The following is a 23,178-nucleotide window of genomic DNA, read 5'->3' on the forward strand; positions in this document are numbered from 1 at the left end:
GATGACAGACCTCCCGGCCAGCGTGCGCTGGCAGCTATGGATAGTGGCGTTCGGCTTCTTTATGCAGTCGCTGGACACCACCATCGTCAACACCGCCCTCCCCTCGATGGCCAAAAGCCTCGGGGAGAGTCCGCTGCATATGCATATGATCATCGTCTCCTATGTCCTGACGGTGGCGGTGATGCTGCCGGCCAGCGGCTGGCTGGCCGACCGGGTCGGGGTGCGCAATATTTTCTTTACCGCCATCGTGCTGTTTACCGCTGGATCGCTGTTTTGCGCCCGGGCCAGCACCCTTGACCAGCTGGTGATGGCGCGGGTGCTGCAGGGTATCGGCGGCGCGATGATGGTGCCGGTCGGCCGCCTGACGGTGATGAAGATCGTCCCGCGCGATCAGTACATGGCGGCGATGACCTTCGTTACCCTGCCGGGCCAGATCGGCCCGCTGCTCGGCCCGGCGCTGGGCGGGGTACTGGTGGAGTACGCCTCCTGGCACTGGATCTTCCTCATTAACATCCCGGTGGGGATCGTCGGCGCCATCGCCACCCTCTGCCTGATGCCCAACTACACCATGCAGACCCGACGCTTCGATCTCGCCGGCTTTGTGCTGCTGGCGGCCGGGATGGCGACCCTGACACTGGCGCTGGATGGCCAGAAAGGGCTCGGCATTTCCCCCGCCTGGCTGGCGGGACTGGTGGCCGTTGGCCTCGCCGCCCTGCTGCTCTACCTGTGGCACGCCCGCGGTAACGCCCGGGCGCTGTTCAGCCTTAACCTGTTTCGCAACCGCACCTTCTCCCTTGGCCTCGGCGGCAGCTTCGCCGGGCGCATCGGCAGCGGCATGCTGCCGTTTATGACCCCGGTGTTTCTGCAGATCGGCCTCGGTTTTAGCCCCTTCCACGCCGGGCTGATGATGATCCCGATGGTGCTCGGCAGCATGGGGATGAAGCGGATCGTGGTCCAGGTGGTCAACCGCTTCGGCTACCGTCGGGTGCTGGTCGCCAGCACTCTGGGGCTGGCGGCGGTCAGCCTGCTGTTTATGTTTTGCGCCCTGGCGGGCTGGTATTACGCGCTGCCGCTGATCCTGTTTCTGCAGGGGATGATCAACGCCAGCCGCTTCTCGTCGATGAATACCCTGACCCTGAAAGATCTCCCGGACGATCTGGCCAGCAGCGGCAACAGCCTGCTGTCGATGGTGATGCAGCTGTCGATGAGTATTGGCGTGACCATCGCCGGGCTGCTGCTGGGGCTGTACGGCCAGCAGCATCTGAGCCTCGACGCCGCCGGCACCCATCAGGTCTTTCTCTATACCTATCTGAGCATGGCGGCGATCATCGCCCTGCCGGCGCTCATCTTTTCCCGGGTACCGGATGACGTCGGCAGCAATACCGTCATCCGTCGACGCAACAGGAGTGGATCGTGAAATTTTGGCGCCCGGGCATTACCGGCAAGCTGTTCCTCGCTATTTTCGCCACCTGCATCGTGCTGCTGATCAGCATGCACTGGGCGGTGCGCATCAGTTTCGAACGCGGGTTTATCGATTACATCAAGCGCGGCAATGAGCAGCGGTTAACCATGCTTAGCGACGCGCTGAGCGAGCAGTATGCCCAGCACGGCAGCTGGGCGTTTCTGCGCAACAATGACCGCTTTATCTTCCAGCTGCTGCGCACCTTCGAACGGGATAATGACGACCGCTCGCCGCCGGGGCACGCCATGAAGCCGGGGGCGATGGACGCCGGTCCCGATGGGCCGCCGCCGGATGGTCCCCCTGACGGCCCGCGCCCGAGGCCGGAAATGCCGCCCCACGGCTGGCGCACCATGTTCTGGGTGGTCGATCAGTCTGGCCGGGTGCTGGTGGGCCCCCGCGAGCGCGTGCCGGAGGACGGCAGCCAGCGCAGCATTATGGTCAACGGCGTGGAGGTAGGCAGAGTGATCGCCTCGCCGGTGGAGCGGCTAACCCGCAATACCGACATTAACTTCGACCGGCAGCAGAAGCGCACCAGCTGGCTGATTGTCGCCCTCGCCACCCTGCTTGCCGCGCTGGCCACCTTCCCGCTGGCCCGCGGCCTGCTGGCGCCGGTGAAACGGCTGGTGGAAGGCACCCATAAGCTGGCGGCGGGCGACTTTTCCACCCGCGTGACGGTGACCGGCGGCGATGAGCTCGGCCGCCTGGCGCAGGATTTTAACCAGCTCGCCAGCACCCTGGAGCGCAACCAGCAGATGCGTCGCGACCTGATGGCCGATATCTCCCATGAACTGCGTACCCCGCTGGCGGTGCTGCGCGGCGAGCTGGAGGCGATTCAGGACGGGGTCCGGCGTTTTACCCCTGAATCCATTCCCTCTCTGCAGGCTGAAGTGGCCACCCTCACCAAGCTGGTAGACGATCTCCATCAGCTGTCGATGTCCGATGAGGGAGCGCTGGCCTACCAGAAAACCTCGCTGGATATCATCACCCTGCTGGAGGTGGCTGCAGGCGCTTTTCGCGAGCGCTTCGCCGGCCGGCAGCTGAGCATCCAGGTGTCGCTCCCGGAGCAGGCGATGATCTTCGGCGACCGCGACCGCCTGATGCAGCTCTTTAACAATCTGCTGGAAAACAGCCTGCGCTATACCGACAGCGGCGGCAGCCTGCACATCACCGCCCGCCGCAGCGGACGGATGCTGGTGATCGACTTCGCCGACAGCGCCCCCGGGGTCAGCGATGAGCAGCTGGCCCGCCTGTGCGAGCGCTTTTACCGGGCAGAAGGATCGCGCAACCGCGCCAGCGGCGGCTCCGGCCTTGGGCTGGCGATTTGCCTCAATATCGTAGCGGCCCACGGCGGCACCCTGCGTGCCGACCATTCGCCTTTTGGCGGGGTTAGCATTAAAGTTGAGTTACCTCTGGAACATGATTTACCGAGAGACGTATGACTGAATTGCCTGTAGATGAAAACACCCCGCGCATTCTTATCGTGGAAGATGAACCCAAGCTCGGCCAGCTGCTGATTGATTATCTGCAGGCCGCCGGCTATGCGCCTACGCTGATTAACCATGGCGACAGGGTCCTGCCCTACGTTCGGCAGACTCCGCCGCACCTGATCCTGCTGGATCTGATGCTGCCCGGTACCGACGGCCTGACGCTGTGCCGCGAAATTCGCCGCTTCTCCGACGTTCCGGTGGTGATGGTGACGGCGAAAATCGAAGAGATCGACCGCCTGCTGGGGCTGGAGATTGGCGCCGACGACTATATCTGCAAGCCTTACAGCCCGCGGGAAGTGGTCGCCCGGGTGAAAACCATTCTCCGCCGCTGCAAGCCGCAGCGCGACCTGCAGGCGCTGGACGCGCAGAGTCCGCTGATTGTCGACGAGGGCCGTTTTCAGGCCTCGTGGCGCGACAAGCTGCTGGACCTCACCCCCGCCGAGTTTCGGCTGCTGAAAACCCTCTCCCAGGAGCCGGGCAAAGTGTTCTCCCGCGAACAGCTACTCAACCATCTGTATGACGACTATCGGGTAGTCACCGACCGCACCATCGACAGCCACATCAAGAACCTGCGGCGCAAGCTGGAGGCGCTGGACGCCGAACAGTCGTTTATCCGCGCCGTGTACGGGGTTGGCTACCGCTGGGAAGCCGACGCCTGCCGGCTGGCGTAGTGAGCCTTTCCCGGCTCGCGCTGCGCTTAGCCGGGCTACAAGTCCACCGCCGTCTGCAATCCGTAACCCGGGTAAGGCGTTTACGCCGCAACCCGGGAAACTCCGTAGCGTCTATCCCACCAGGCGTTATGAGTGCTGTCAGTGTGAGCACTGCCCAGGTTCAAAATGGCAAACAAATTAGCCATACTGAAAGATACCCATCTGATATTTACTCCCCTTCGCCGCGGCGCTACAATGCCCGCCCTTAATGTGGGGACACTCCCCAACTCGCCGCACCCGGTGCGGCGAATCTGACCTGTCATCAGAACGAGAACACCATGTTTAAACCAGAACTCCTTTCCCCGGCGGGAACGCTGAAGAATATGCGTTACGCTTTCGCCTATGGCGCCGATGCCGTTTATGCCGGCCAGCCGCGCTACTCGCTGCGCGTGCGTAACAACGAATTCAATCACGAAAATCTGCAGCTCGGCATCAATGAAGCCCACGCGTTGGGTAAAAAATTCTATGTGGTGGTCAACATCGCCCCGCATAACGCCAAGCTGAAAACGTTTATTCGCGATCTGAAGCCGGTGGTGGAGATGGGTCCGGACGCGCTGATCATGTCCGATCCGGGTTTAATCATGCTGGTGCGGGAAAACTTTCCGGATATGCCGATCCATCTTTCGGTGCAGGCCAACGCCGTCAACTGGGCGACGGTAAAATTCTGGCAGCAGATGGGCCTCACCCGCGTGATCCTGTCGCGTGAACTGTCGCTGGATGAAATCGAAGAGATCCGCCGCCAGGTGCCGGAGATGGAAATTGAGATTTTCGTCCACGGCGCGCTGTGCATGGCCTACTCCGGCCGCTGCCTGCTCTCCGGGTATATCAACAAGCGCGACCCGAATCAGGGAACCTGCACCAACGCCTGCCGCTGGGAATACAACGTGGCGGAAGGTAAAGAAGACGACGTCGGCAATATCGTTCACAAATATGAGCCGATTCCGGTGCAGACCGTGGAGCCAACCCTCGGCATTGGCGCGCCGACCGATAAAGTCTTTATGATCGAGGAAGCCAAACGTCCGGGCGAGTACATGACCGCCTTCGAAGATGAGCACGGCACCTACATCATGAACTCGAAAGATCTGCGGGCTATCGCCCACGTTGAGCGTCTGACCCAGATGGGCGTTCACTCGCTGAAGATCGAAGGCCGCACCAAATCCTTCTACTACTGCGCGCGCACCGCCCAGGTTTACCGCAAGGCGATCGATGATGCCGCCGCCGGCAAACCGTTTGATACCAGCCTGCTGGAAACCCTTGAGGGGCTGGCCCATCGCGGGTACACCGAAGGCTTCCTGCGCCGCCATACCCATGACGATTACCAGAACTACGAATATGGCTACTCCCTCTCCGAACGCCAGCAGTTTGTCGGCGAATTCACCGGGGAGCGGAACGGCCCGCTGGCGGCAGTGGCGGTCAAAAATAAGTTCAGCGTTGGCGACAGCCTTGAACTGATGACTCCGCAGGGTAACGTCAACTTCACCCTCGAGCACATGGAAAATGGCAAAGGCGAAGCCATGCCGGTGGCCCCGGGCGACGGCTATACCGTATGGTTGCCTGTGCCGGACGACCTGCCCCTGCAGTATGCGCTGCTGATGCGCAACTTTACTGGTCAGACAACCAGAAACCCGCACGGTAACTAGTTAATTTGCGTTATTTTTTCACGATGTAAGGATATTAGAATCGGATCACATACCGTTTCGATCGAAACAGGTATCATCCATTTCGCTGAAAAACATAACCCATAAATGCTAGTTGTACCAGGAACCACCTCCTTAGCCTGCGTAATCTCCCTTACGCGGGCTTATTTTTTTGCCTCTCTTCCGGCCTTCACTTGCGTCATGCGGTACACTTTATGCAACATTGAGCAATAAAGGTTCCCTTGATGATGTCTACGTTTCCTGCCAGCTTACTGATCCTTAACGGCAAAGGTGCCAATGAACCGCAGCTACGCGAAGCGGTTAACCTGTTACGCGATGAAGGGATTGATATTCACGTCCGCGTGACCTGGGAAAAGGGCGATGCCGCGCGGTTTATCGATGAAGCCCTGCAGCTGAACGTTGAAACGGTGATCGCCGGCGGCGGCGACGGCACGATTAATGAAGTGGCGACCGGGCTGGTGGAGCGCGGCAGCAACATGGCGCTGGGGATTTTACCGCTGGGCACGGCCAACGACTTCGCCACCAGCGTCGGTATTCCACAGGATCTGGCCAGCGCCCTCAAGCTGGCGATCGTCGGTCGCGATGTGCCGATAGATATCGCCCGGGTTAATGATAAGACCGGCTTTATTAATATGGCGACCGGCGGGTTCGGCACCCGGATCACCACCGAAACGCCGGAAAAGCTCAAAGCCGCGCTCGGCGGTGTCTCTTATTTAATCCACGGCCTGATGCGCATGGATACCCTGAAGCCGGACCGCTGCGAGATCCGCGGGGAAAACTTTCACTGGCAGGGCGATGCGCTGGTCATCGGCATCGGCAACGGCCGCCAGGCGGGCGGCGGCCAGCAGCTATGTCCGGAGGCGTTGATTAACGATGGTCTGCTGCATCTGCGCATTTTCACCGGCGAAGAGCTGATCCCTGCCCTCTTCAGCACCCTGGCGAATCCGGAAAACTCGCCGAATATTGTCGACGGCGTCTCCTCCTGGTTTGAGATCACCGCCCCCCATGAGATGACGTTTAACCTCGACGGCGAGCCGCTCAGCGGAAAAACCTTCCGTATGGAGCTGTTACCGGCGGCCCTGCGCTGCCGGCTGCCGCCCGACTGCCCGCTGTTGCGCTGATCAGGCTTCGCAAAGCAAAGACGGTGCCCGGCTGGTATACAGCAGCCGGGTTCGTTGATTGAGCCTCTGAATGTTAAGGTAAAACGGCACCTGCGGCTGCAGGAAAAACCTAGGCAGGATATCGATCCAAACAACGCGCTTACATTAATAGACGATACCCACAACCACAAAAAACCTATAACATCAAATAGTTACCTATTAAAATGGGCGCATCTGCCGTGAGACAATGCGCCATAAAGCTTAGTATTCCGCCACCTCACGCGCCATTTCGCGCGTATATTGCCGACTGGCGTTAACCAGCATCTGCGTATAGGCCGTCTGCGCCTGGCCGCTGACCAGCGCATCGACCGTCAGGGTTTCGAGGATCTTCCCGTACTGCATCACCGCCACTTTCTGGCATAAGTGGGCAATAACCCCAAGATCGTGGGTGACCATCAGGTAAGTGAGCTTAGCCTCCCGCTGCAATTCTGCCAGCAGGTTAAGGATCTCAGCCTGCACCGACACATCCAGCGCCGACGTCGGCTCATCCAGCAGCAGCACCTGAGGCTCAAGAATCAGCGCTCTGGCTATCGCCACGCGCTGCCGCTGCCCGCCGGAGAGCTGATGCGGATAGCGCTCGCGAAAGGCGCGGTTGAGGCCAACTTTATCCAGCAGCACATTGATCCGCCGGTCGCGGTCGTTGATACGATGGATCTGCAGCGGCTCTTCGAGGATATCGCCAATGGTGTGACGGGGATGCAGCGATCCGTAAGGGTCCTGAAATACCATCTGCACCTGACGGCAGCGCTCGCGGCTAATTTCATGCCCTAAGGGCTGAGCATCGATGGTCAGTTCCCCCTGCCAGTGGGTAAACAGCCCCGCCAGGCACTTGAGCACCGTCGTTTTACCGGAACCGGACTCTCCTACCAGACCGTAGATCTCGCCGGGCTTAACGTGGAAACTGACGTCATACAGCACCTGGTTACGCTTCTCCCCCTCGCCAAACGCGAGGTTGAGATGTTGAACTTCAATCATTATCCGCTCCTTAATCCGTTAACCAGCTGGCCTGACGCTGCAGCACCGGCAGTATCGGGCGACGATGCTGCATATCCGGCAGCGAGTTAATCAATCCCTGAGTGTAGGGGTGACGGGCGTGATCGAGATCTTTAGCGGCGATGGACTCCACTACCCGTCCGGCGTACATCACCAGCACCCGGTCGCAGAAGCTGCGCACCAGGTTGATATCGTGGCTGATAAAAATCAGCCCCAGCCCGCGCGACTGAACCAGGTCATCCAGCAGGCCCAGCACCTGCAGGCGCACCGACACGTCCAGCGCGGAGGTGGGCTCATCGGCAATGATCAGCTCCGGGTCGGTAATCAGCATCATGGCGATCATGATGCGCTGCCCCTGTCCGCCGGATATTTCATGCGGATAAAGCTGATAAACGCGCTCCGGCTGGCGAATACGCACCACCTCCAGCATCTCCAGCGCCCTGGCTTTCGCCTCATCTTTGCGCCCGGGATGATGAGTAAGCCAGGCCTCGGCGATTTGCTTACCCACGCAGACCACCGGATTAAGCGAATATTTCGGGTCCTGCATAATCATAGAGATACGTTTGCCGCGTACGCCGCGCATCTGCGCTTCGCTAAGATGCTGCAGATCGAGGTCGGCAAACTGCATCCGGCTGGCGCTGACGCGGGCCTTTTTCGGATGCAGCTGCAGCAGCGCGCGCCCAACGGTGGACTTACCCGAACCGGACTCGCCGACAATAGCCAGCTTCTCATGCCCCAGCTGGAAGGAGACGCCGCGCACGGCGTGGGTCACCGCGCTACCGTTAACAAAGTCGACGCACAAATCGCGCACGTCGAGCAGCGGTGCATTATTCACTACGGGGATCGAGGATGTCACGTAGGCCATCTCCTAAGAAGTTGAACGCTAAGCTATTGATCAAAATCGCCAGCCCCGGAATGGTTACGACCCACCAGCACTCCATCATATAAGTGCGCCCGCTGGAGATCATCGCTCCCCACTCCGGCTCTGGCGGCTGCGCGCCGAGGCCGAGAAAGCCTAGGCCGGCCGCGGTCAGAATGATCCCGGCCATATTCATGGTGATACGGATAATGACCGAGGGCAGACACAGCGGCACGATATGGCGCCAGAGGACGCGGGCCGATGAAGCGCCCTGCAGACGCACGGCGGAGATAAAATCAGCCTGGCGCAGAGAGAGCGTTTCGGCGCGCGCCAGACGGGCAATCGGCGGCCAGGCGGTCAGCGTGATGGCGATAACCACGTGCTCCAGCCCCGGTCCTAAAGCGGCGACAAACGCCAGCGCCAGGACCAGACTCGGGAAGGAGATGAAAATATCGGTGACGCGCATCAGCACCATATCGACTTTACCGCCGAAATAGCCGGCACTGACGCCCAGCAGCAGTCCGAGCGGACCGACGGTCACTGAGACCAGCAGCACGATATAGAGCGTGATGCGGGAGCCGTACACCAGGCGACTAAAGATATCTCGGCCAAACTCATCGGTGCCGAACCAGTGCTGCGCATTCGGCGCGACCAGCGCACTATTCAGGTCCTGTACCAGCGGGTTATAAGGCGCAATCAGCGGCGCGAAAATCGCCACCACCAGCAGCATAAAGATAATTCCTCCGCCGATGGCCGTGAGCGGATTGCGCGCCATTTTGCCGATAAACCCGACGGCCCGCACCGCCGCGCGTTGCAGCCGCTGACGGCCTTCGCCCGCACCACCCGAAAGCGGCGAATCCAGAGAAACGGTCATGATTTTGTCCTCGGGTCAAAGAATTGATACAGCATGTCGGAGAGCAGGTTGAGCATCACGAAGATCACCCCCACCAGCAGCACGCAGCCCATCACCGCATTCATATCGCCCAGCAGCAAGCTTCCGGTAAGGTAGGAGCCAAACCCCGGCCATGAGAAGACGGTTTCAATCAGCACCGCGCCTTCCAGCAGCGCGCCGTAGGCCAGCGCCACCACCGTCAGCAGTTGCACGAGGATGTTACGAAACGCATGGTTCCAGATAACCTGGCGCTCTGTCAGCCCTTTCACCCGGGCGGTAATAATGAACTCCTGCGACAGCTGGGCCAGCATAAAGCTGCGGGTCATACGGCTGATATAAGCCAGCGAGTGAAAACCCAGCAGCGAGGCGGGAAGAATCAGATGATTAATGGCGTTCCAGAACACCTGGCCGTTGCCGGCCAGCAGCGCATCAACGGTCATCAGCCCGGTGCAGCGCGGCACCACACCATCCAGCCCGAGCTCTACCCTCCCGGCGCCGCCTACCCAGCCAAGCCAGGCATAGAACACCAGCAGCCCCATCATCCCGACCCAAAAGATCGGCATCGAGTAGCCCGCCAGGCTGATAATGCGTACCACATAATCGGAGACGCTATTGCGCCGCGCCGCCGCCAACACGCCCAGCGGAATACCAAGACCCGCGCCGACAATAATCGCCATCGTTGCCAGCTCCATGGTGGCCGGGAAGACGCGGATAATATCGTCCACCACCGGTTTCCCGGTCAGCAGCGCGTTGCCCAGATCGCCGTGCAACAGGTTGACGAAATAGATGCCAAACTGGGTGGTCAGCGATTTATCAAACCCCAGCTGCTGGTAAACCTGCTGATAGGTACTCTGGTCAGCATCCGGGCCGACAATCGCCAGCACCGGGTCGATGGGCATGACGCGGCCAATGGTAAAGGTCAGCAGCAGCAGGCCGAACAGTGTAATCACCACCTGCAGTAGCCGTTTTGATAAGCGCCGGCCGCGTGAGCCGGGCGCAAGGATTGCGGTACTCATCCTTTCTCTCCTTCGCGAACTTTATAGACGTCACGCAGAAAAGTGGTGGCGGAGGGGTGCGGCTGATACTCCCGTACCTCGTTGCGCACGACGACCGAATCAACCATCTGCGAAAGCGGAATTAAAGCCGGAACCAGCTGGTCGTAGCGTGTCTGGATGGCCTGGTAGTCAGCCACCTGTTTTTGCGGATCGCGTTCCAGCAGGGCCTGGTCAATCATCGTATTCAGTTGCGGGTCGTAAAAACCGGTACGCCAGCCCTGGAAGTTGGTCAGGCGCGCCTTATCGCTGTTATCCGGGTTATAGACCAGCGCGCGCAGGCTGGAGTGCGGATGCGGCTCCATCCCGCTGCCGCCGCGACCTACCAGCAGGTCAAATTTACGCTCGCGCATTGCGCCGTAGATCTGGTTACCAGTGCCGGTGATGATTTTGGCGTTAATCCCCGCCTGCATCAGCGTCGACTGCACGGCGATAGCGATGTTAAGAAATGGCTGATCGGAGAGTACCCGCAGCGTGGTATCAAAGCCGTTGGGATATCCCGCTTCCGCCAGCAGCTTTTTCGCCCGCGCCACATCCAGCCTGTAGCCGGGATCGGGTAGCGTGGACGGCATTCCCGCTTTGATAGGCCGCTGGTGCAGCACGCCGTAGCCCGGCATCAGCGCTTTATTGATACCCTGGTAATCAATCAGATAGCGCACCGCCTCGCGCACTTTCGGATTGGCGAAGTGCGCCTCTTTCATGCTCATCGCCACGTAGTACATGGTGCCGCGCTGCACCGCATCGACGGTCAGCTGCGGATCGCTGCGCAGGGCGTTGATATCGGAAACCGCCATATTGTTGGCAATATCAAGGTCGCCTTTTTCGATCATCAGGCGCAGAGTTTGCGACTCCTGGAAATGACGCAGTACCACGCGGCTCATTTTCGCCTCGCCGCGCCAGTAGTCAGGGTTGCGCTTCATGCGCAGCACATCTTTCGCCTGCCAGGTTTCGAGGATAAACGGCCCGGAACCGGCTTCATGGGTGGTTAGCCAGCGGTTACCCCAGTCGTTATCCTGCTGGTGGCTTTGCACCGTTTTACTGTCCAGCACTCCGAGGTTGCCCAGCGCCGCCAGCGAGTAAATCACCAGCTGCGGATCGTTATCTTTGGGTAATACGATTTGCACCGTGAAGCGGTCCGGCGCGCTGACCTGGCTGTCGATATTTTTCTTACTGAAGCCATAGGATTTCCATACTGAGGCCTGGGCCAGGTTGAGGTGCAGGATGCGCCGCATTGACCACACGACGTCGGCGGCGGTCAGCGGGTTGCCGGAGTGAAACTTAACGTCATCGCGCAGATGAAAGGTCAGGGTTTTGCCGTCGGGGCTGATATCCCAGGATTTCGCCAGCGCGGGCCTGACGGTGGTGAGCTGCTCAGGGTCAAGCTCCACCAGCGAGTCGTAGAGGTTGACCACGATCCCCACCACTTCGTTACCGGTCATCGCCGCCGGGTCAAGGGTGAGCAGGTTATTCATATTCATGCCGATGATCAGCTGGTCGGGCGGCGTTTTCGCCACCGCCTCCCCGCTCCCCATCGACATGGCGAGCGCGAGAATACACGCTCCCAGTAAGGAGGTTTTTTTCATATCTCTGTTTGCCTGTACTGTAGGGTACATGTTGCCGGATGGCGGCATTTTCGGCTTATCCGGTCTACCGGGCCGCAGGCTCGATAAGCGCAGCGCCATCGGGTATTTATTTTTTTAAATCAGTCGTGGCTAACGGTATTGGCTTCGATATACGCAAAATTAATGTCTTCACCGAGACCCGGACGTTGTGACAAATGCACAAATCCCTGGTCATCCATCGGGTCGACAATGCTGTTGAGATAGGCCGCCGGTTCATCGTAGTCGAGGAACGGATGCAGCAGGCCGCGCTCGTACCAGCGGCAGTTGCGGATCGCGCCCACCACCGCCAGGCTTGCCGCTCCGTTGCCGTGGACTTCGCAATCCATGCCGAAAGATTCCGCCAGCGCCGCCACCTTCATGGTCGGTGTAATCCCCCCCACGCCGTTAGCGCCGGCGCGCAGAATGTCGCAGGCCCCGGCTTTCACCCATTCGGCGCGCATGTGGTGCTTGCCGCCGAAGCTCTCCGGCCCGACGATGGGAATCGACAGGTTTTCCGCCAGCCACGCATAGGAGGACATCGAATCCTCCTCCATCGGCTCTTCAAACCAGGCGAAATTGAGTTTTTCCAGCTCTTTGCCGATCCACAGCGCCTCGGCGCGGCTGTACCAGTGATAGCCATCAATCATCAGGTCAATATCCGGCCCTACGGCTTCGCGCACCGCCGCGCAGGCTTTAATGTCCATTTTGGGATTGGGCGCAAAAGAGATTGGCGGCATCCAGGTGTGCAGCTTGATGGCCTTGTAGCCGCGGGCGACCAGCTTCTCAGCAAAAGCGGCATACTCTTCCGGGGTCGACAGGCCGCCCGGCAGATCGTCGCCGCACATGGTGCTACCGTAAGCCGGGACAGTGTCGCGATAGCCGCCGAGCAGCTTATAAACCGGCATCTTAAGGCTGCGGCCGATCAGGTCCCACAGCGCCTGTTCAACAAACGACAGCGCGCGCTCCGTTAGCTGATGTGCGCTGCCGCGCTGCCAGTGGTTAAGATCCTGCCAGATACGCTCACGGTTAAACGGGTCCTGTCCCACCAGCACTTTGCGAAAAAAAGTATTCACCACGAACGGGCGCACGACTTCCGGAGGCGCAAACGAAAAGCCCTGCGCCCCATCATCAGCGGTGATGGTCAGCATCGCCATTTTGGCCATGCTTTCACCCCCCGGATGGGAGTGCCCGGCGCTGTCGGAAACCCGACGAGTGGGATATTGGAAAACGGTGACATTCACAGATTCAATTTTCATGCTCGGTCCTTATCACGGCCAAATCCGATCGACATAATCAAACCGGCAAAGCGGTTTCACATTATTGAAAATACGTTTCAATATATAATCTAAGCACAACTTCGTAGTAGTGCCTCGGACAAACACCGCTAAGCAAGGCCATAAATTTGGGCATTGGCACAACAAGACGTGACTGTTTTCACAAAAGATGAGCGAAATGTGAGGCAGATCGACCAGGAGAAAAAAGGGCGTGAGCGCAGAGAAGAGATTAACCGACCAGCTACATCCCGGGAATGTCTGCGCCCACAAATGGCTGACTTAAACCGCCGCCGCTGGCTCCGCGCTAAGCGCTTCCAGCAGTTCAGGTAAGGTTTGATAGCGGCCAGCGGCGGCCTGGAAACGCGCGTGCTGGCTATCTTCTGCAATCACTATCGTGGCAATCCCCGCCGACTGGGCCGCGCAAAAGCCGGTAAAGCTATCCTCAATCACCAGACACTGGCTGGCGTTGAGATTGAGCTTCCGCAGCGTCGTGAGGTACACCGCCGGGTGCGGTTTGCCGCGTGGTTCATCATCCGCGCTGGAGATCGCGTCAAAAAAGTGCCAGAGCGAGAGCTTGTTCAGCACGGCGGCGATAACCTGGCGGGATGATGACGTGGCGAGCGCAATTTTATAGCCGGCAGCGCGAAAATAGCCTAACGCCTCCTGCACCCCACGCATCGGCACGCCTTCGGCGGCAATCAGGCCGGTGATGCGCTGCAATATGGCCTCTTCCAGCAGCGATGGGGCAAGGTTAAGCTGAAAATAGCGGCACCAGGTGTCGGCGATTTCGTCGAGACGCTTGCCCTTGGTCAGGGTTTCACACTCAGCCACGCTCGCCGTTGCTCCCCACTGCGCGAGGGCGTCAATCTGCGCCTGGCGCCACAGCGCCTCGGAATCAATAATCACGCCATCCATGTCAAAAATAACCGCCTGCATACTCATTCGTTCACCTCATTAAGGCTGGCATGGAGCCCATGCCAGCCACATCACCTTAAGAGAATTCAACCTGCTCACGGGCAGTCGCTTCCTTGTGGGAAAATCCCGGCTGCTCCACGCGGATAAACGCACAGAGGAAAAAGGCCACCACGTACAATGCGGTATAGGCGATGACTACCCCAATGGTGCTGAAGAACGGCAGCAGCACCACGGCAATCGCCGGAGCGAGAAAGTTAGACATCCCCGCCGACAGGTTATACACCGAAATCGCCGCGCCTTTGTGCTTCGGCTCCAGCGCCGGGAACACGGCGGCCAGCGGCACAAAGGCGGCGACAAAGATCCCCAGGGCGATGGCCGGGATCAGCGCCATCGCAAAGCTGTGGCCAAAGTGCTGAGGGATGTAGTAAAACGCCAGGCTGGAAAGCGCCATCCCGATGCAGCCGAACCAGCGCACCACCTTCATCCAGCCCAGTTTTTCACCCAAAATGCCCCACAGCACGTTAGAGAAAATGGTGGTGAAGAAGAAGACCGCCCACACCTGAAGCCATTCTGAAGTGCTGAAGCCCAGCTCATCAACGAACATCATCGGCATAATCACCGCAAACCCGAACAGCGAGAGGGTATTGATGATCCTGACCATGCTCGACAGCAGAATATTGCGGTTGGTATAGAGCAGCGTCGCGGCGCGTCCCAGCTCGGCAAACTTCTCACGGGTGGTGAGATTCTGCATATGCTGCGGCGTTTGAATATGGCGCAGGGAAGCCAGAGCAATCACCCCCCCGGTAAGGCAGAAGGCCAGCGCCAGCCACAGGGTGCCCATTTCGCCAATATGCGGAATGGTGAAACTCGGAATATAGCTGCCGAAGACCCCGATGCCGATGGAATAGACCGCCCAGAACCAACCGATGGCCGAGCTGGCGTTGTCGCTTTTGACGTTATGGACAATCGCCACGATAAACGAGTAGAGGAACAGCGGATAGGCGAAGCCGCGGATGCCGTAGAAAAGCAGGATCAGCGCATAGTTGGCGTGACCGAGGCCGAAAACGAGGAACAGCACGTGGAACACGCACCACAGTACGAAGCCAATCATCATCGTTTTCAGCGGGGTGATAATTTCCGCCACCACGCCGGAAATCCACGCCGACAGCGCGGCGGCCAGGCCGTAGAGGGTAAAGGCAAAGGAGGCCTCCGCCGGAGAGAAGCCGAGCGCTTTGATATAGTGCGAGAGAAAAGCTAATTCGAAACCGTCGCCGGTCATAAATACGGCAATGGCGATGTATCCCCAGAGCAGGTTCAGGGGTAAACCGAGCCACTGTTTATTATTGATAGACATAATGACCTCGTTTTCAGGGTACAGGGTGGCCGCTCCGCGACGTTCAACGAAGCGGCTGTGGTGGTAAAATCAGTGCTGCCGATAGTGCAGATCGTTTAAATACAGGGCTTTAAACTGCGCGTAGCGTTGCATCAGGGTGTGGTGGCGAATAGGATCCGCACGCCAGGTCTGCCAGACTTCCGGTTTTTCACACACCGCGTCAATGGGTTTGCCCGTCGCCAGGCAGGCCAGCCGCGCCGCGCCCAGTGCGCCGCCGGTCTCTCCGCCTTTGTGGGTCACCACCGGCATAGCGAGAATATCGGCCAGCAGCTGGGCCCAGAACGGACTGCGGGCGCCCCCGCCCACCAGCGAGCACTGCGCGATCGGTGTCCCGCTCTCTTTCAATGCCTGCAGACCGTCGTTGATGCCAAAGCTCACCCCTTCCAGCACCGCGTAGCCGAGCTGGGCACGCAGGCTGGAGTGGGTCATGCCCCAGAAGATGCCGCGGGCGTCAGGATCGTTATGCGGGGTTCTTTCCCCGGAGAGATAAGGCAGGAAGAACGGCGCGCTGGCTTTATCCTCCTCGCTTAGCTCGGCAATCTCCGCCAGCAGCGCCACTTCCGTGGTACCGGTGAGGCGGCAGAACCACTGCAAACAGCTGGCGGCGCTAAGCATCACGCTCATCTGATGCCACAGGTTCGGCAGAACGTGACAAAATGCATGGACCGCCGACTGCGGCGCCGGACGATAGGCGTCGGTCACCACAAACAGCACCCCGGAGGTACCGAGCGAAATAAACGCGTCCCCCGGCGAGACCGCGCCGACGCCAATGGCGCTGACTGCGTTATCGCCGCCGCCCCCGGCCACCACCACCGAGGCGTTCAGCCCCCAGCGTGCAGCCACCTGCGGGTCAAGGGTGGCGGAAACCTCACAGCCTTCCACCAGCATCGGCATCTGGCTGCGCGACAGGCCGCATTTATCCAGCAGCGAGTCGGACCAGTCGCGCTTCGCCACGTCCAGCCACAGCGTTCCGGCGGCGTCCGACATATCGGAGACTTTCTTCCCGGTCATCTGGTAGCGCAGATAATCTTTCGGCAGCAGCACCGTGGCGGTGCGCTGAAAGTTTTGCGGCTCGTGACGACGCACCCACAGCAGCTTCGGCGCGGTAAAGCCCGGCATCGCCAGGTTGCCCGCCACCTGATGCAGCTCCGGCGCCATCTCCTCCAGCTCTGCGCACTCTGCGGCGCAGCGGGTGTCGTTCCACAGAATGGCCGGACGGATCGTCTCCCCCTTTTCATCCAGCAGCACCGCACCGTGCATCTGTCCTGAGAGGCCTATCGCCTTGACGGCCGACCAGTGCTGAGCGCATTTTTCCCGTAGGGTGGCCATCAGGTACTCCGTCGCCTCCCACCATAACTCCGGCGATTGTTCTGACCAGTGCGGATGAGGCCGCTGAATGCTCAGCGGCGCGCTATGGCTGGCGATAACCTGATTGTTCTCATCAATGACCAGCGCTTTGACTTCCGATGTGCCAAGATCGATACCCAGATACATAGCCACCTCTTATTTAATCAGCGTGTAAACGGCGGCGACTTTCTCGCGCATCAGCGCCAGGAAATCCGCGTTGTTGGCGAGATCACCAAACAGGGCTTTATCACGGGCGAAGACAGCCACCGGATCCTGAGCCTCGAACATCTCATGCACCGCCTGCGCATCCAGGATGCCGTCCTGGTACTGATACGGCAGGGTTCCCTTGTGCCACTGCTCCATAAAGACGAAGAACAGCGCCGGCAGCATGGCGGTCGCTTCCGGACGGACGCCGCGCTGATAGCACTCCTGCAAGGTTGGCGCGATCATCGCCGGAATTTTTGAGAAACCATCGGCGGCAACGCGCTGGTTGGTGTCCTGGATATGCGGGTTGGTAAAGCGCTTGAGCACCACATCGCGGTAGGTCGGCAGATCAATGCCGTTATCGCCGAGGCAAGGAATGACATCCTCCGTGACGTAGCGGTCGGCAATGGCGTAGATAGCATCGGTGAGCGTGCTTTCGTGAATATACTGCTGGCCGATTAAGGTCCCCGCCCAGGCAATGCAGCTGTGGGACGCGTTCAGGATGCGGATTTTCGCCTCTTCATAGGGGATAACCGACTCGACCATCTCCACGCCGACCGCTTCCAGATTTGGGCGGGCATCGCGGAAGTTGTTCTCCACCACCCACTGGATAAAAGTCTCGCCCATTACCGGCGCCTTATCGTCAATGCCGGTTTGCGCTTTGATACGGGTCGGCAGATCGGCCGCCGGACGCGGGGTGATGCGGTCCACCATGGTATTCGGACAGGTGGTATTCGCGGCCATCCAGTCAATCACCGCCTGTTTGCCGGTAAGCTGCAGGAACTCCACCATCCCGTCGTGGAAGCGCTCACCGTTATGCCGCACGTTGTCGCAGTTGAGCAGGGTCAGCGGCCCGGCGTTGTCCGCCATGCGCTTTTCCAGAATTCGTGCGAGGGTGCCGTAAATGGTTTTGCATTCGCCTTTCAGGTCGGCCTGCAGATCGGGGTTGCTGGTTTCCAGCTGATGGCGGGTGTTCAGGTAGTACCCCCCTTCCGTCACGGTAAAGGCGATAACTTTTGTTTGCGGATTGGCCCCTTCGTTAATCAGCGGCTGCAGCCCTGCCTGCCACGGCAGCAGTTTCTGAATAGAGGTGATTTCTTCATATTCGCGCTCCCCTTCCGGGCTGACGGTCTCCAGCACGTAACGTCCTCCCTGCGCCGCCAGCGCCTGCACCACCTGCTCGGCGTCGTTGCGGATATTGCCCGCCGCGATGCGCCAGCGCTTATCCCCGGAAGCCATCAGACGATGCAGATACCACGCCTGATGCGCGCGATGAAAAGAACCCAGACCAATGTGAAGCCATGTGAATTGATTGTTCATGTTCTGCTCTCCTTGAGTTGATGGCGCCACTGTAATTGATCATTTGACCAAAATAAGAGCCACAGATCACAAAAGAACAATTACTCAATTAAATTACAAATGACCAGTCAAGAGCAAAAGCTTGCCAGTTATGCCAACCACGGCGAGAATGCGGGTATTCGCCGGGCCAATTGCGTGCCCAGGCCAGCAACTTAGGGCGGGAGACCATGAGTAAAGAAGACGATATCCGGTTGGATCAGAAGGTGCGTGCCGCATGGATGTACTACATCGCCGGCCAGAATCAGAGCGAGATTGCCAGCCAGCTGGGCACCTCCAGACCGGTGGTGCAACGGCTGATCGCCGCCGCGAAAGAAGAAGGGATTGTGTCGATTAATCTGCACCATCCAGTGGCGAACTGCCTCGATTATGCGCAGTTGTTGCAGGAAAAGTATCAGCTTCTTGAGTGCAATGTGGTCCCCGCCTTTAGCGAAGAAAGCACCCTCGATAGCGTATCGTTTGGCTGCTATCAGCTGATGGCTCGCTACCTGCAGGATGATAAAGAGAAAATCATCGGTCTGGGCTCGGGCCTGACCCTGAAAAAAGCGCTGCAGCGCATCGATTTCGACAGCCTGAATACCCGCTGCGTGGCGCTGATCAGCGCCATGGACGCCGACGGGCAGTGCAACTATTACGATGACGTGCCCCTGCTGCTGACGAGCAAAATAAAAGCCAAGTACTATCAGTGGCCGGCGCCGCGCTACGCCCAGACCGCGGATGAGTATGAGATGTGGTGCACCAATCGCTTATTCCGCAGCGTCTCTGGCGTCGCCCGGGAGGCGGACGTGATTTTTGTCGGTATTGGTCCGCTGGGCACGCAAAGCCCGATCTTTAAAGACGGATTTATCAATCAGGCGCAGATGGATGAGCTGACCGCCCGCGGCGGCATCGGGGAGATCCTCGGGCGGTTTATTGATGCAGAAGGCGAGGTGGTCGACAGCGAGATCAACCGCATGATCACCAGCTATGATATCCGCCAGAACCACTGCCCGCGGATTGCCGCGGCCTGTGGAGAATACAAACGACCGGCGATCCTGGCCGCCCTTAAAGGCGGCTGGATCAACGGCCTGGTGACCGATGAACATACCGCTCGCTGGCTGCTGACGCGCTAACGGCAAACAGCAGACAGCGACTCAACTGCTGCTCATCAGTCGCGGCGGAATTTCAATCCGCTGCTGGCTGGCTTCGCCGGCGTCAATAATCGAAAAAACAGCGTCCAGCATCGCCGGCACGTCCTGCTGCACCATGTCGATATCGTGCCCCAGCAGATAGACAAACGGATCCCAGTCGAAGCAGCCCATCGGCGGCTGCTCGCTGCCGGTCAGCCCCACCTGCGACAGCCAGCGCACAACCCCTTCAAGGGATATCGTCGAGTTAACAAATATCCCCTGCAATAGCGTCTTCGCGCTGCCAAACCGCTCCTGCAGGCATTCCTCAACGTGACCTTTCGAATAGCCGGGAGCCAGAATATTCGCCTGCGGCACGCTCAGCCCCTGCTCGTGATGCGCATCGTGGAAACCGCGTAAACGCTCGCTGGTGTTATGGTCGCTGCTGCGCCCGCCGATGAAGGTCAGCGGCGCCAGCGATCCCCGACGGCGGGCGCTGTTAGCGAGGATCTTGTGGGTCAGCGCTTTCGCACCGCCGTAGTTATCCGAAATCACCGACGGAGAGAGAGACCCCGGCAGGTCGAGATTGACCGTAGGCACGCCCGCCTGCTGGCAGAGCGCGGAAATTTTATCCGGATTGGTCGCCCCGGTCGCGATCACCCAGTCAACCTGCCAGGAGAGCATCGCTTTTACCGCTTCGAGCTCCAGCTCCGGGCTTCGGCGCGTACAGGTGATAATCGGCAGCAGGCCACGCTCGCGGGCCATCTCCTCAAAGCGTTCGGCGACGGAACCGAAGTAGCGGTTATCGTATTTGGGGATAATCATGCCAATGACGTGTGATTTTTTACTGCGCAGCATGCTGGCCTGGCGGTTAATCGCATAGCCCTGCTCCTCAGCAATCCGGGTCACCTTCTCGGCAAGCTTTGCGCTGATGCGGCGCTTTTTCCAGTTACCGTTGAGGATAGCGCTCACCGCGCTCGCCGAAACGCCGGAAAGCTCCGCCAGGTCGTAAATCGTTATCTTCTTCATTTTTCCAACTTGCGTCACAAAATCATGTCGCTGTTAATTTCCCCACTTGCTCAATCGATGAAGCGAGCGCAACATAGCTTCATCGATTGAGCATCCATTTCACGCCAGGAAGTACGCGCGCATACTGCCTTAACATGCCAGCAAGCCTGAATAATGATGCTGATATTCAATATGTTACCAGGTTTTTGTCCATAACCTCGAACGCGATGCCCTCGGGTTCGATAGTTTTAACCAGACACGGCAAAGGATTATAAAATGAACCACTCTGTCTCCTCTATGAATACTTCCCTCAGCGGTAAAGTCGCCGCGATCACTGGCGCGGCGTCCGGTATCGGCCTCGAGTGCGCGAAGACCCTGCTGGGGGCTGGCGCAAAAGTAGTGCTAATCGACCGCGAAGGCGAAAAGCTCAACAAACTGGTCGCCGAACTTGGCGAAAACGCCTTCGCTCTGCAGGTGGATCTGATGCAGGCGGACCAGGTCGATAATCTTCTGCAGGGCATTTTGCAGCTTACCGGGCGTCTCGATATCTTCCACGCCAACGCCGGCGCCTATATCGGCGGGCCGGTGGCCGAGGGCGACCCGGACGTCTGGGACCGCGTGCTGCACCTCAACATCAACGCCGCCTTCCGCTGCGTGCGCAGCGTCCTGCCGCATCTGATCGCGCAACAATCCGGGGATATTATTTTCACCAGCTCCATCGCGGGCGTGGTGCCGGTGATCTGGGAGCCTGTCTATACCGCGTCGAAATTCGCTGTGCAGGCGTTTGTCCACACCACTCGTCGTCAGGTGGCGCAGTATGGCGTGCGCGTCGGCGCCGTACTGCCGGGCCCGGTGGTGACCGCGCTGCTGGACGACTGGCCAAAAGCCAAAATGGATGAAGCGCTGGCCAACGGCAGTCTGATGCAGCCGATTGAAGTGGCGGAGTCAGTGCTGTTTATGGTGACGCGTTCGAAAAACGTCACCGTACGCGACATTGTGATCCTGCCGAACAGCGTGGATCTCTGACCCGTAACCAGCCTGTGAGAGGATGTGATGCAAAACGATACGCAAAACATTATTGGTGTGGATGTCGGTTCGGGCAGCGTGCGCGCCGGAGTCTTCAATCTGCGGGGCGAGCTTCTCGCCCACGCGACCCGGGAAATTACCCTGTTTCGCAGCGCCGGGAATAGGGTTGAGCAGTCGAGCCGTGAAATCTGGCTGGCGGTGTGCTACTGCATTAAAACCGCGGTGGCCAGCGCCGGCGTTCCGCCGTCGTCGATCGCCGGGCTCGGCTTCGATGCCACCTGCTCGCTGGTGGTGATTGGCGATAACGACGCGCCGCTGGCGGTCGGGCCTTCGGACGATCCGGACCGCAATATTATTGTCTGGATGGATCATCGCGCCACCGCGCAGGCGGAAAAGATCAACGCGACGGGCCACCCGGTACTGCAGTACGTTGGCGGCAAAATCTCGCCGGAGATGGAAACGCCGAAAATTCTGTGGCTGAAGGAGAATCGCCCGCACATCTATCAGCAGGCGCGCCACTTCTTCGATCTCGCCGATTACCTTACCTGGCGCTCAACCGGCGATGACGCCCGCTCGGTCTGCACGGTGACCTGTAAATGGACCTACCTGGCGCATGAACAACGCTGGGATGCCGGCTACTTCCGCCAGATTGGCCTCGACGAGCTGGCGGATGAAGATTTTGTCCGCATCGGCCAGCGGATTGTCGCCCCTGGAACCCCCTGCGGCGACGGTCTTTGCGCCACGGCGGCAGAAGAGATGGGCCTGCCGATCGGCACGCCGGTGGCGGTGGGGATGATTGACGCCCACGCGGGCGGCATCGGCACCATTGGGGTGCTTAACGGCGCGGTCAACAATATGGCCTACGTCTTCGGCACTTCTTCCTGCACCATGACCACCACTGAGGAAGCGGTGTTCGTCCCCGGCGTCTGGGGCCCCTACTGTTCGGCGATGGTCCCGGGCTACTGGCTGATTGAAGGCGGACAAAGCGCCGCCGGCGCAGCAATCGACCAGCTGCTGAGCTTCCATCCGGCGGCGGCGGCGGCTTGCGAGCAGGCTAAAGCCGCGGGCGTCCCTCTGCCGGTCTGGCTGGCAGATCGCGTACTGGCGCAGGCTGCCTCGCCTTCTGAGGCGGTCAAGCTGGCCGCCGGTCTACACGTGGTGCCCGAGTTTCTCGGTAACCGCGCGCCGCTTGCCGACCCCCACGCGAAAGCGCTGATTGCCGGGCTGGGGATGGAGCGGGACCTGGATAACCTGACCGCGCTGTACGTTGCCGGGTTATGCGGGATTGGCTATGGCCTGCGACAGATCCTCGACGCCCAGCGCGCCTGCGGAATTGAGAGTGAAAATATCGTCATCAGCGGCGGGGCCGGACAGCATCCGCTGGTGCGGCAGCTGCTGGCCGACGCCTGCGGCGTTAGCGTCGTGAGCACCGCCTGCAGCGAGCCGGTGCTGTTAGGCTCCGCCATCCTCGGCGCCGTCGCGGGCGGAATCGCGGCTTCACTGCCGGAGGCCATGAAGCAATTTACTCAGGTGGATGCCACCTATCACAGCGAGACTGCGTTTAGCTCGCTACATCAGCGCAGGTATGAGGCCTATAAGGCGCTACAACAGGCCGGCAGGCTGATTCGCGAATAACAACCCTCTTTTTTAATAACAATAATGCTCCGCTGCTGTG

Annotated in this window: 19 protein-coding genes; 8 read left to right on the top strand and 11 right to left on the bottom strand. The window is 59.5% G+C overall.

The genetic code is table 11. The annotated features are described in order from the left end of the window. Position 1 precedes the first annotated feature (1 nt). The 5 genes from GQR96_RS16575 (at position 2) to yegS (ending at position 6,438) form a co-directional block, all read left to right on the top strand. Positions 2-1,417 carry an MFS transporter gene (locus tag GQR96_RS16575; protein ID WP_049093679.1) on the top strand — a complete coding sequence of 472 codons (1,416 nt, stop codon included), beginning with the start codon at positions 2-4 and terminating at the stop codon, positions 1,415-1,417. Beyond that, entirely contained in the window at positions 1,414-2,901 is a 1,488-nt protein-coding gene (gene baeS / locus GQR96_RS16580) for an envelope stress sensor histidine kinase BaeS (RefSeq protein ID WP_048325118.1), read from the top strand. Before GQR96_RS16575 ends, baeS begins: the two co-directional genes overlap by 4 nt. Continuing rightward, positions 2,898-3,620, top strand: a complete 723-nt coding sequence (gene baeR / locus GQR96_RS16585) for an envelope stress response regulator BaeR (protein ID WP_048325120.1) — start codon at positions 2,898-2,900, stop codon at positions 3,618-3,620. Before baeS ends, baeR begins: the two co-directional genes overlap by 4 nt. A gap of 317 nt (positions 3,621-3,937) precedes the next feature. Then, positions 3,938-5,299, top strand: coding sequence for a prephenate-dependent tRNA uridine(34) hydroxylase TrhP (gene yegQ, locus GQR96_RS16590; RefSeq protein WP_004201559.1), 1,362 nt, complete (start codon positions 3,938-3,940; stop codon positions 5,297-5,299). Positions 5,300-5,541: 242 nt separating this feature from the next. Further along, positions 5,542-6,438 (top strand): lipid kinase YegS, encoded by an 897-nt coding sequence (yegS, locus tag GQR96_RS16595; protein ID WP_074384518.1) that lies wholly within the window; start codon positions 5,542-5,544, stop codon positions 6,436-6,438. A gap of 240 nt (positions 6,439-6,678) precedes the next feature. Here yegS and GQR96_RS16600 read toward each other — a convergent pair whose 3' ends face one another. From GQR96_RS16600 to dalD, 10 genes are all read right to left on the bottom strand, one after another. After that, positions 6,679-7,452, bottom strand: coding sequence for an ABC transporter ATP-binding protein (locus tag GQR96_RS16600; RefSeq protein ID WP_004180550.1), 774 nt, complete (start codon positions 7,450-7,452; stop codon positions 6,679-6,681). 10 nt (positions 7,453-7,462) lie between these two features. Then, entirely contained in the window at positions 7,463-8,326 is an 864-nt protein-coding gene (locus tag GQR96_RS16605; protein ID WP_004175147.1) for an ABC transporter ATP-binding protein, read from the bottom strand. Continuing rightward, positions 8,298-9,203 (bottom strand): ABC transporter permease, encoded by a 906-nt coding sequence (locus GQR96_RS16610; RefSeq protein WP_069135509.1) that lies wholly within the window; start codon positions 9,201-9,203, stop codon positions 8,298-8,300. Before GQR96_RS16610 ends, GQR96_RS16605 begins: the two co-directional genes overlap by 29 nt. Beyond that, positions 9,200-10,237, bottom strand: a complete 1,038-nt coding sequence (locus GQR96_RS16615; protein WP_032456380.1) for an ABC transporter permease — start codon at positions 10,235-10,237, stop codon at positions 9,200-9,202. The genes GQR96_RS16610 and GQR96_RS16615 overlap by 4 nt, the downstream gene beginning before the upstream one ends. Beyond that, positions 10,234-11,856 (bottom strand): ABC transporter substrate-binding protein, encoded by a 1,623-nt coding sequence (locus GQR96_RS16620; protein WP_004180553.1) that lies wholly within the window; start codon positions 11,854-11,856, stop codon positions 10,234-10,236. The genes GQR96_RS16615 and GQR96_RS16620 overlap by 4 nt, the downstream gene beginning before the upstream one ends. A gap of 119 nt (positions 11,857-11,975) precedes the next feature. Continuing rightward, the gene (locus GQR96_RS16625) at positions 11,976-13,130 is read right to left on the bottom strand and encodes a mandelate racemase family protein (RefSeq protein WP_004214749.1); all 1,155 of its coding nucleotides are present in this window, start codon (positions 13,128-13,130) and stop codon (positions 11,976-11,978) included. A gap of 297 nt (positions 13,131-13,427) precedes the next feature. Continuing rightward, complete coding sequence (locus tag GQR96_RS16630; RefSeq protein WP_004201567.1) at positions 13,428-14,090, bottom strand: HAD family hydrolase; 663 nt, start codon at positions 14,088-14,090, stop codon at positions 13,428-13,430. 49 nt (positions 14,091-14,139) lie between these two features. Then, the gene (dalT, locus tag GQR96_RS16635; protein ID WP_069734087.1) at positions 14,140-15,417 is read right to left on the bottom strand and encodes a D-arabinitol transporter; all 1,278 of its coding nucleotides are present in this window, start codon (positions 15,415-15,417) and stop codon (positions 14,140-14,142) included. A gap of 69 nt (positions 15,418-15,486) precedes the next feature. Then, positions 15,487-16,950 carry a xylulokinase gene (gene xylB, locus GQR96_RS16640; RefSeq protein ID WP_069734086.1) on the bottom strand — a complete coding sequence of 488 codons (1,464 nt, stop codon included), beginning with the start codon at positions 16,948-16,950 and terminating at the stop codon, positions 15,487-15,489. Positions 16,951-16,959: 9 nt separating this feature from the next. Next, positions 16,960-18,327: a D-arabinitol 4-dehydrogenase gene (dalD, locus tag GQR96_RS16645; protein WP_049116328.1), complete on the bottom strand. Its 1,368-nt coding sequence runs from the start codon at positions 18,325-18,327 to the stop codon at positions 16,960-16,962. Between the two features lie 206 nt (positions 18,328-18,533). On the opposite strand from dalD, the gene GQR96_RS16650 reads away from it, so the two are divergent. After that, complete coding sequence (locus GQR96_RS16650; protein WP_017899351.1) at positions 18,534-19,475, top strand: sugar-binding transcriptional regulator; 942 nt, start codon at positions 18,534-18,536, stop codon at positions 19,473-19,475. 21 nt (positions 19,476-19,496) lie between these two features. Here GQR96_RS16650 and GQR96_RS16655 read toward each other — a convergent pair whose 3' ends face one another. After that, on the bottom strand, positions 19,497-20,498 hold the full coding sequence (locus GQR96_RS16655) for a LacI family DNA-binding transcriptional regulator (protein ID WP_004201573.1): 1,002 nt from the start codon (positions 20,496-20,498) through the stop codon (positions 19,497-19,499). A 255-nt stretch (positions 20,499-20,753) separates the two neighbouring features. On the opposite strand from GQR96_RS16655, the gene GQR96_RS16660 reads away from it, so the two are divergent. Both GQR96_RS16660 and GQR96_RS16665 read left to right on the top strand, forming a co-directional pair. Next, the gene (locus GQR96_RS16660; protein WP_023318720.1) at positions 20,754-21,503 is read left to right on the top strand and encodes an SDR family oxidoreductase; all 750 of its coding nucleotides are present in this window, start codon (positions 20,754-20,756) and stop codon (positions 21,501-21,503) included. Positions 21,504-21,530: 27 nt separating this feature from the next. After that, complete coding sequence (locus tag GQR96_RS16665) at positions 21,531-23,138, top strand: FGGY-family carbohydrate kinase (RefSeq protein WP_069135506.1); 1,608 nt, start codon at positions 21,531-21,533, stop codon at positions 23,136-23,138. The last annotated feature ends 40 nt before the right edge of the window (positions 23,139-23,178 follow it).

The sequence above is a fragment of the Klebsiella sp. PCX genome (assembly GCF_021869705.1).
Lineage (GTDB): Bacteria > Pseudomonadota > Gammaproteobacteria > Enterobacterales > Enterobacteriaceae > Klebsiella > Klebsiella quasipneumoniae.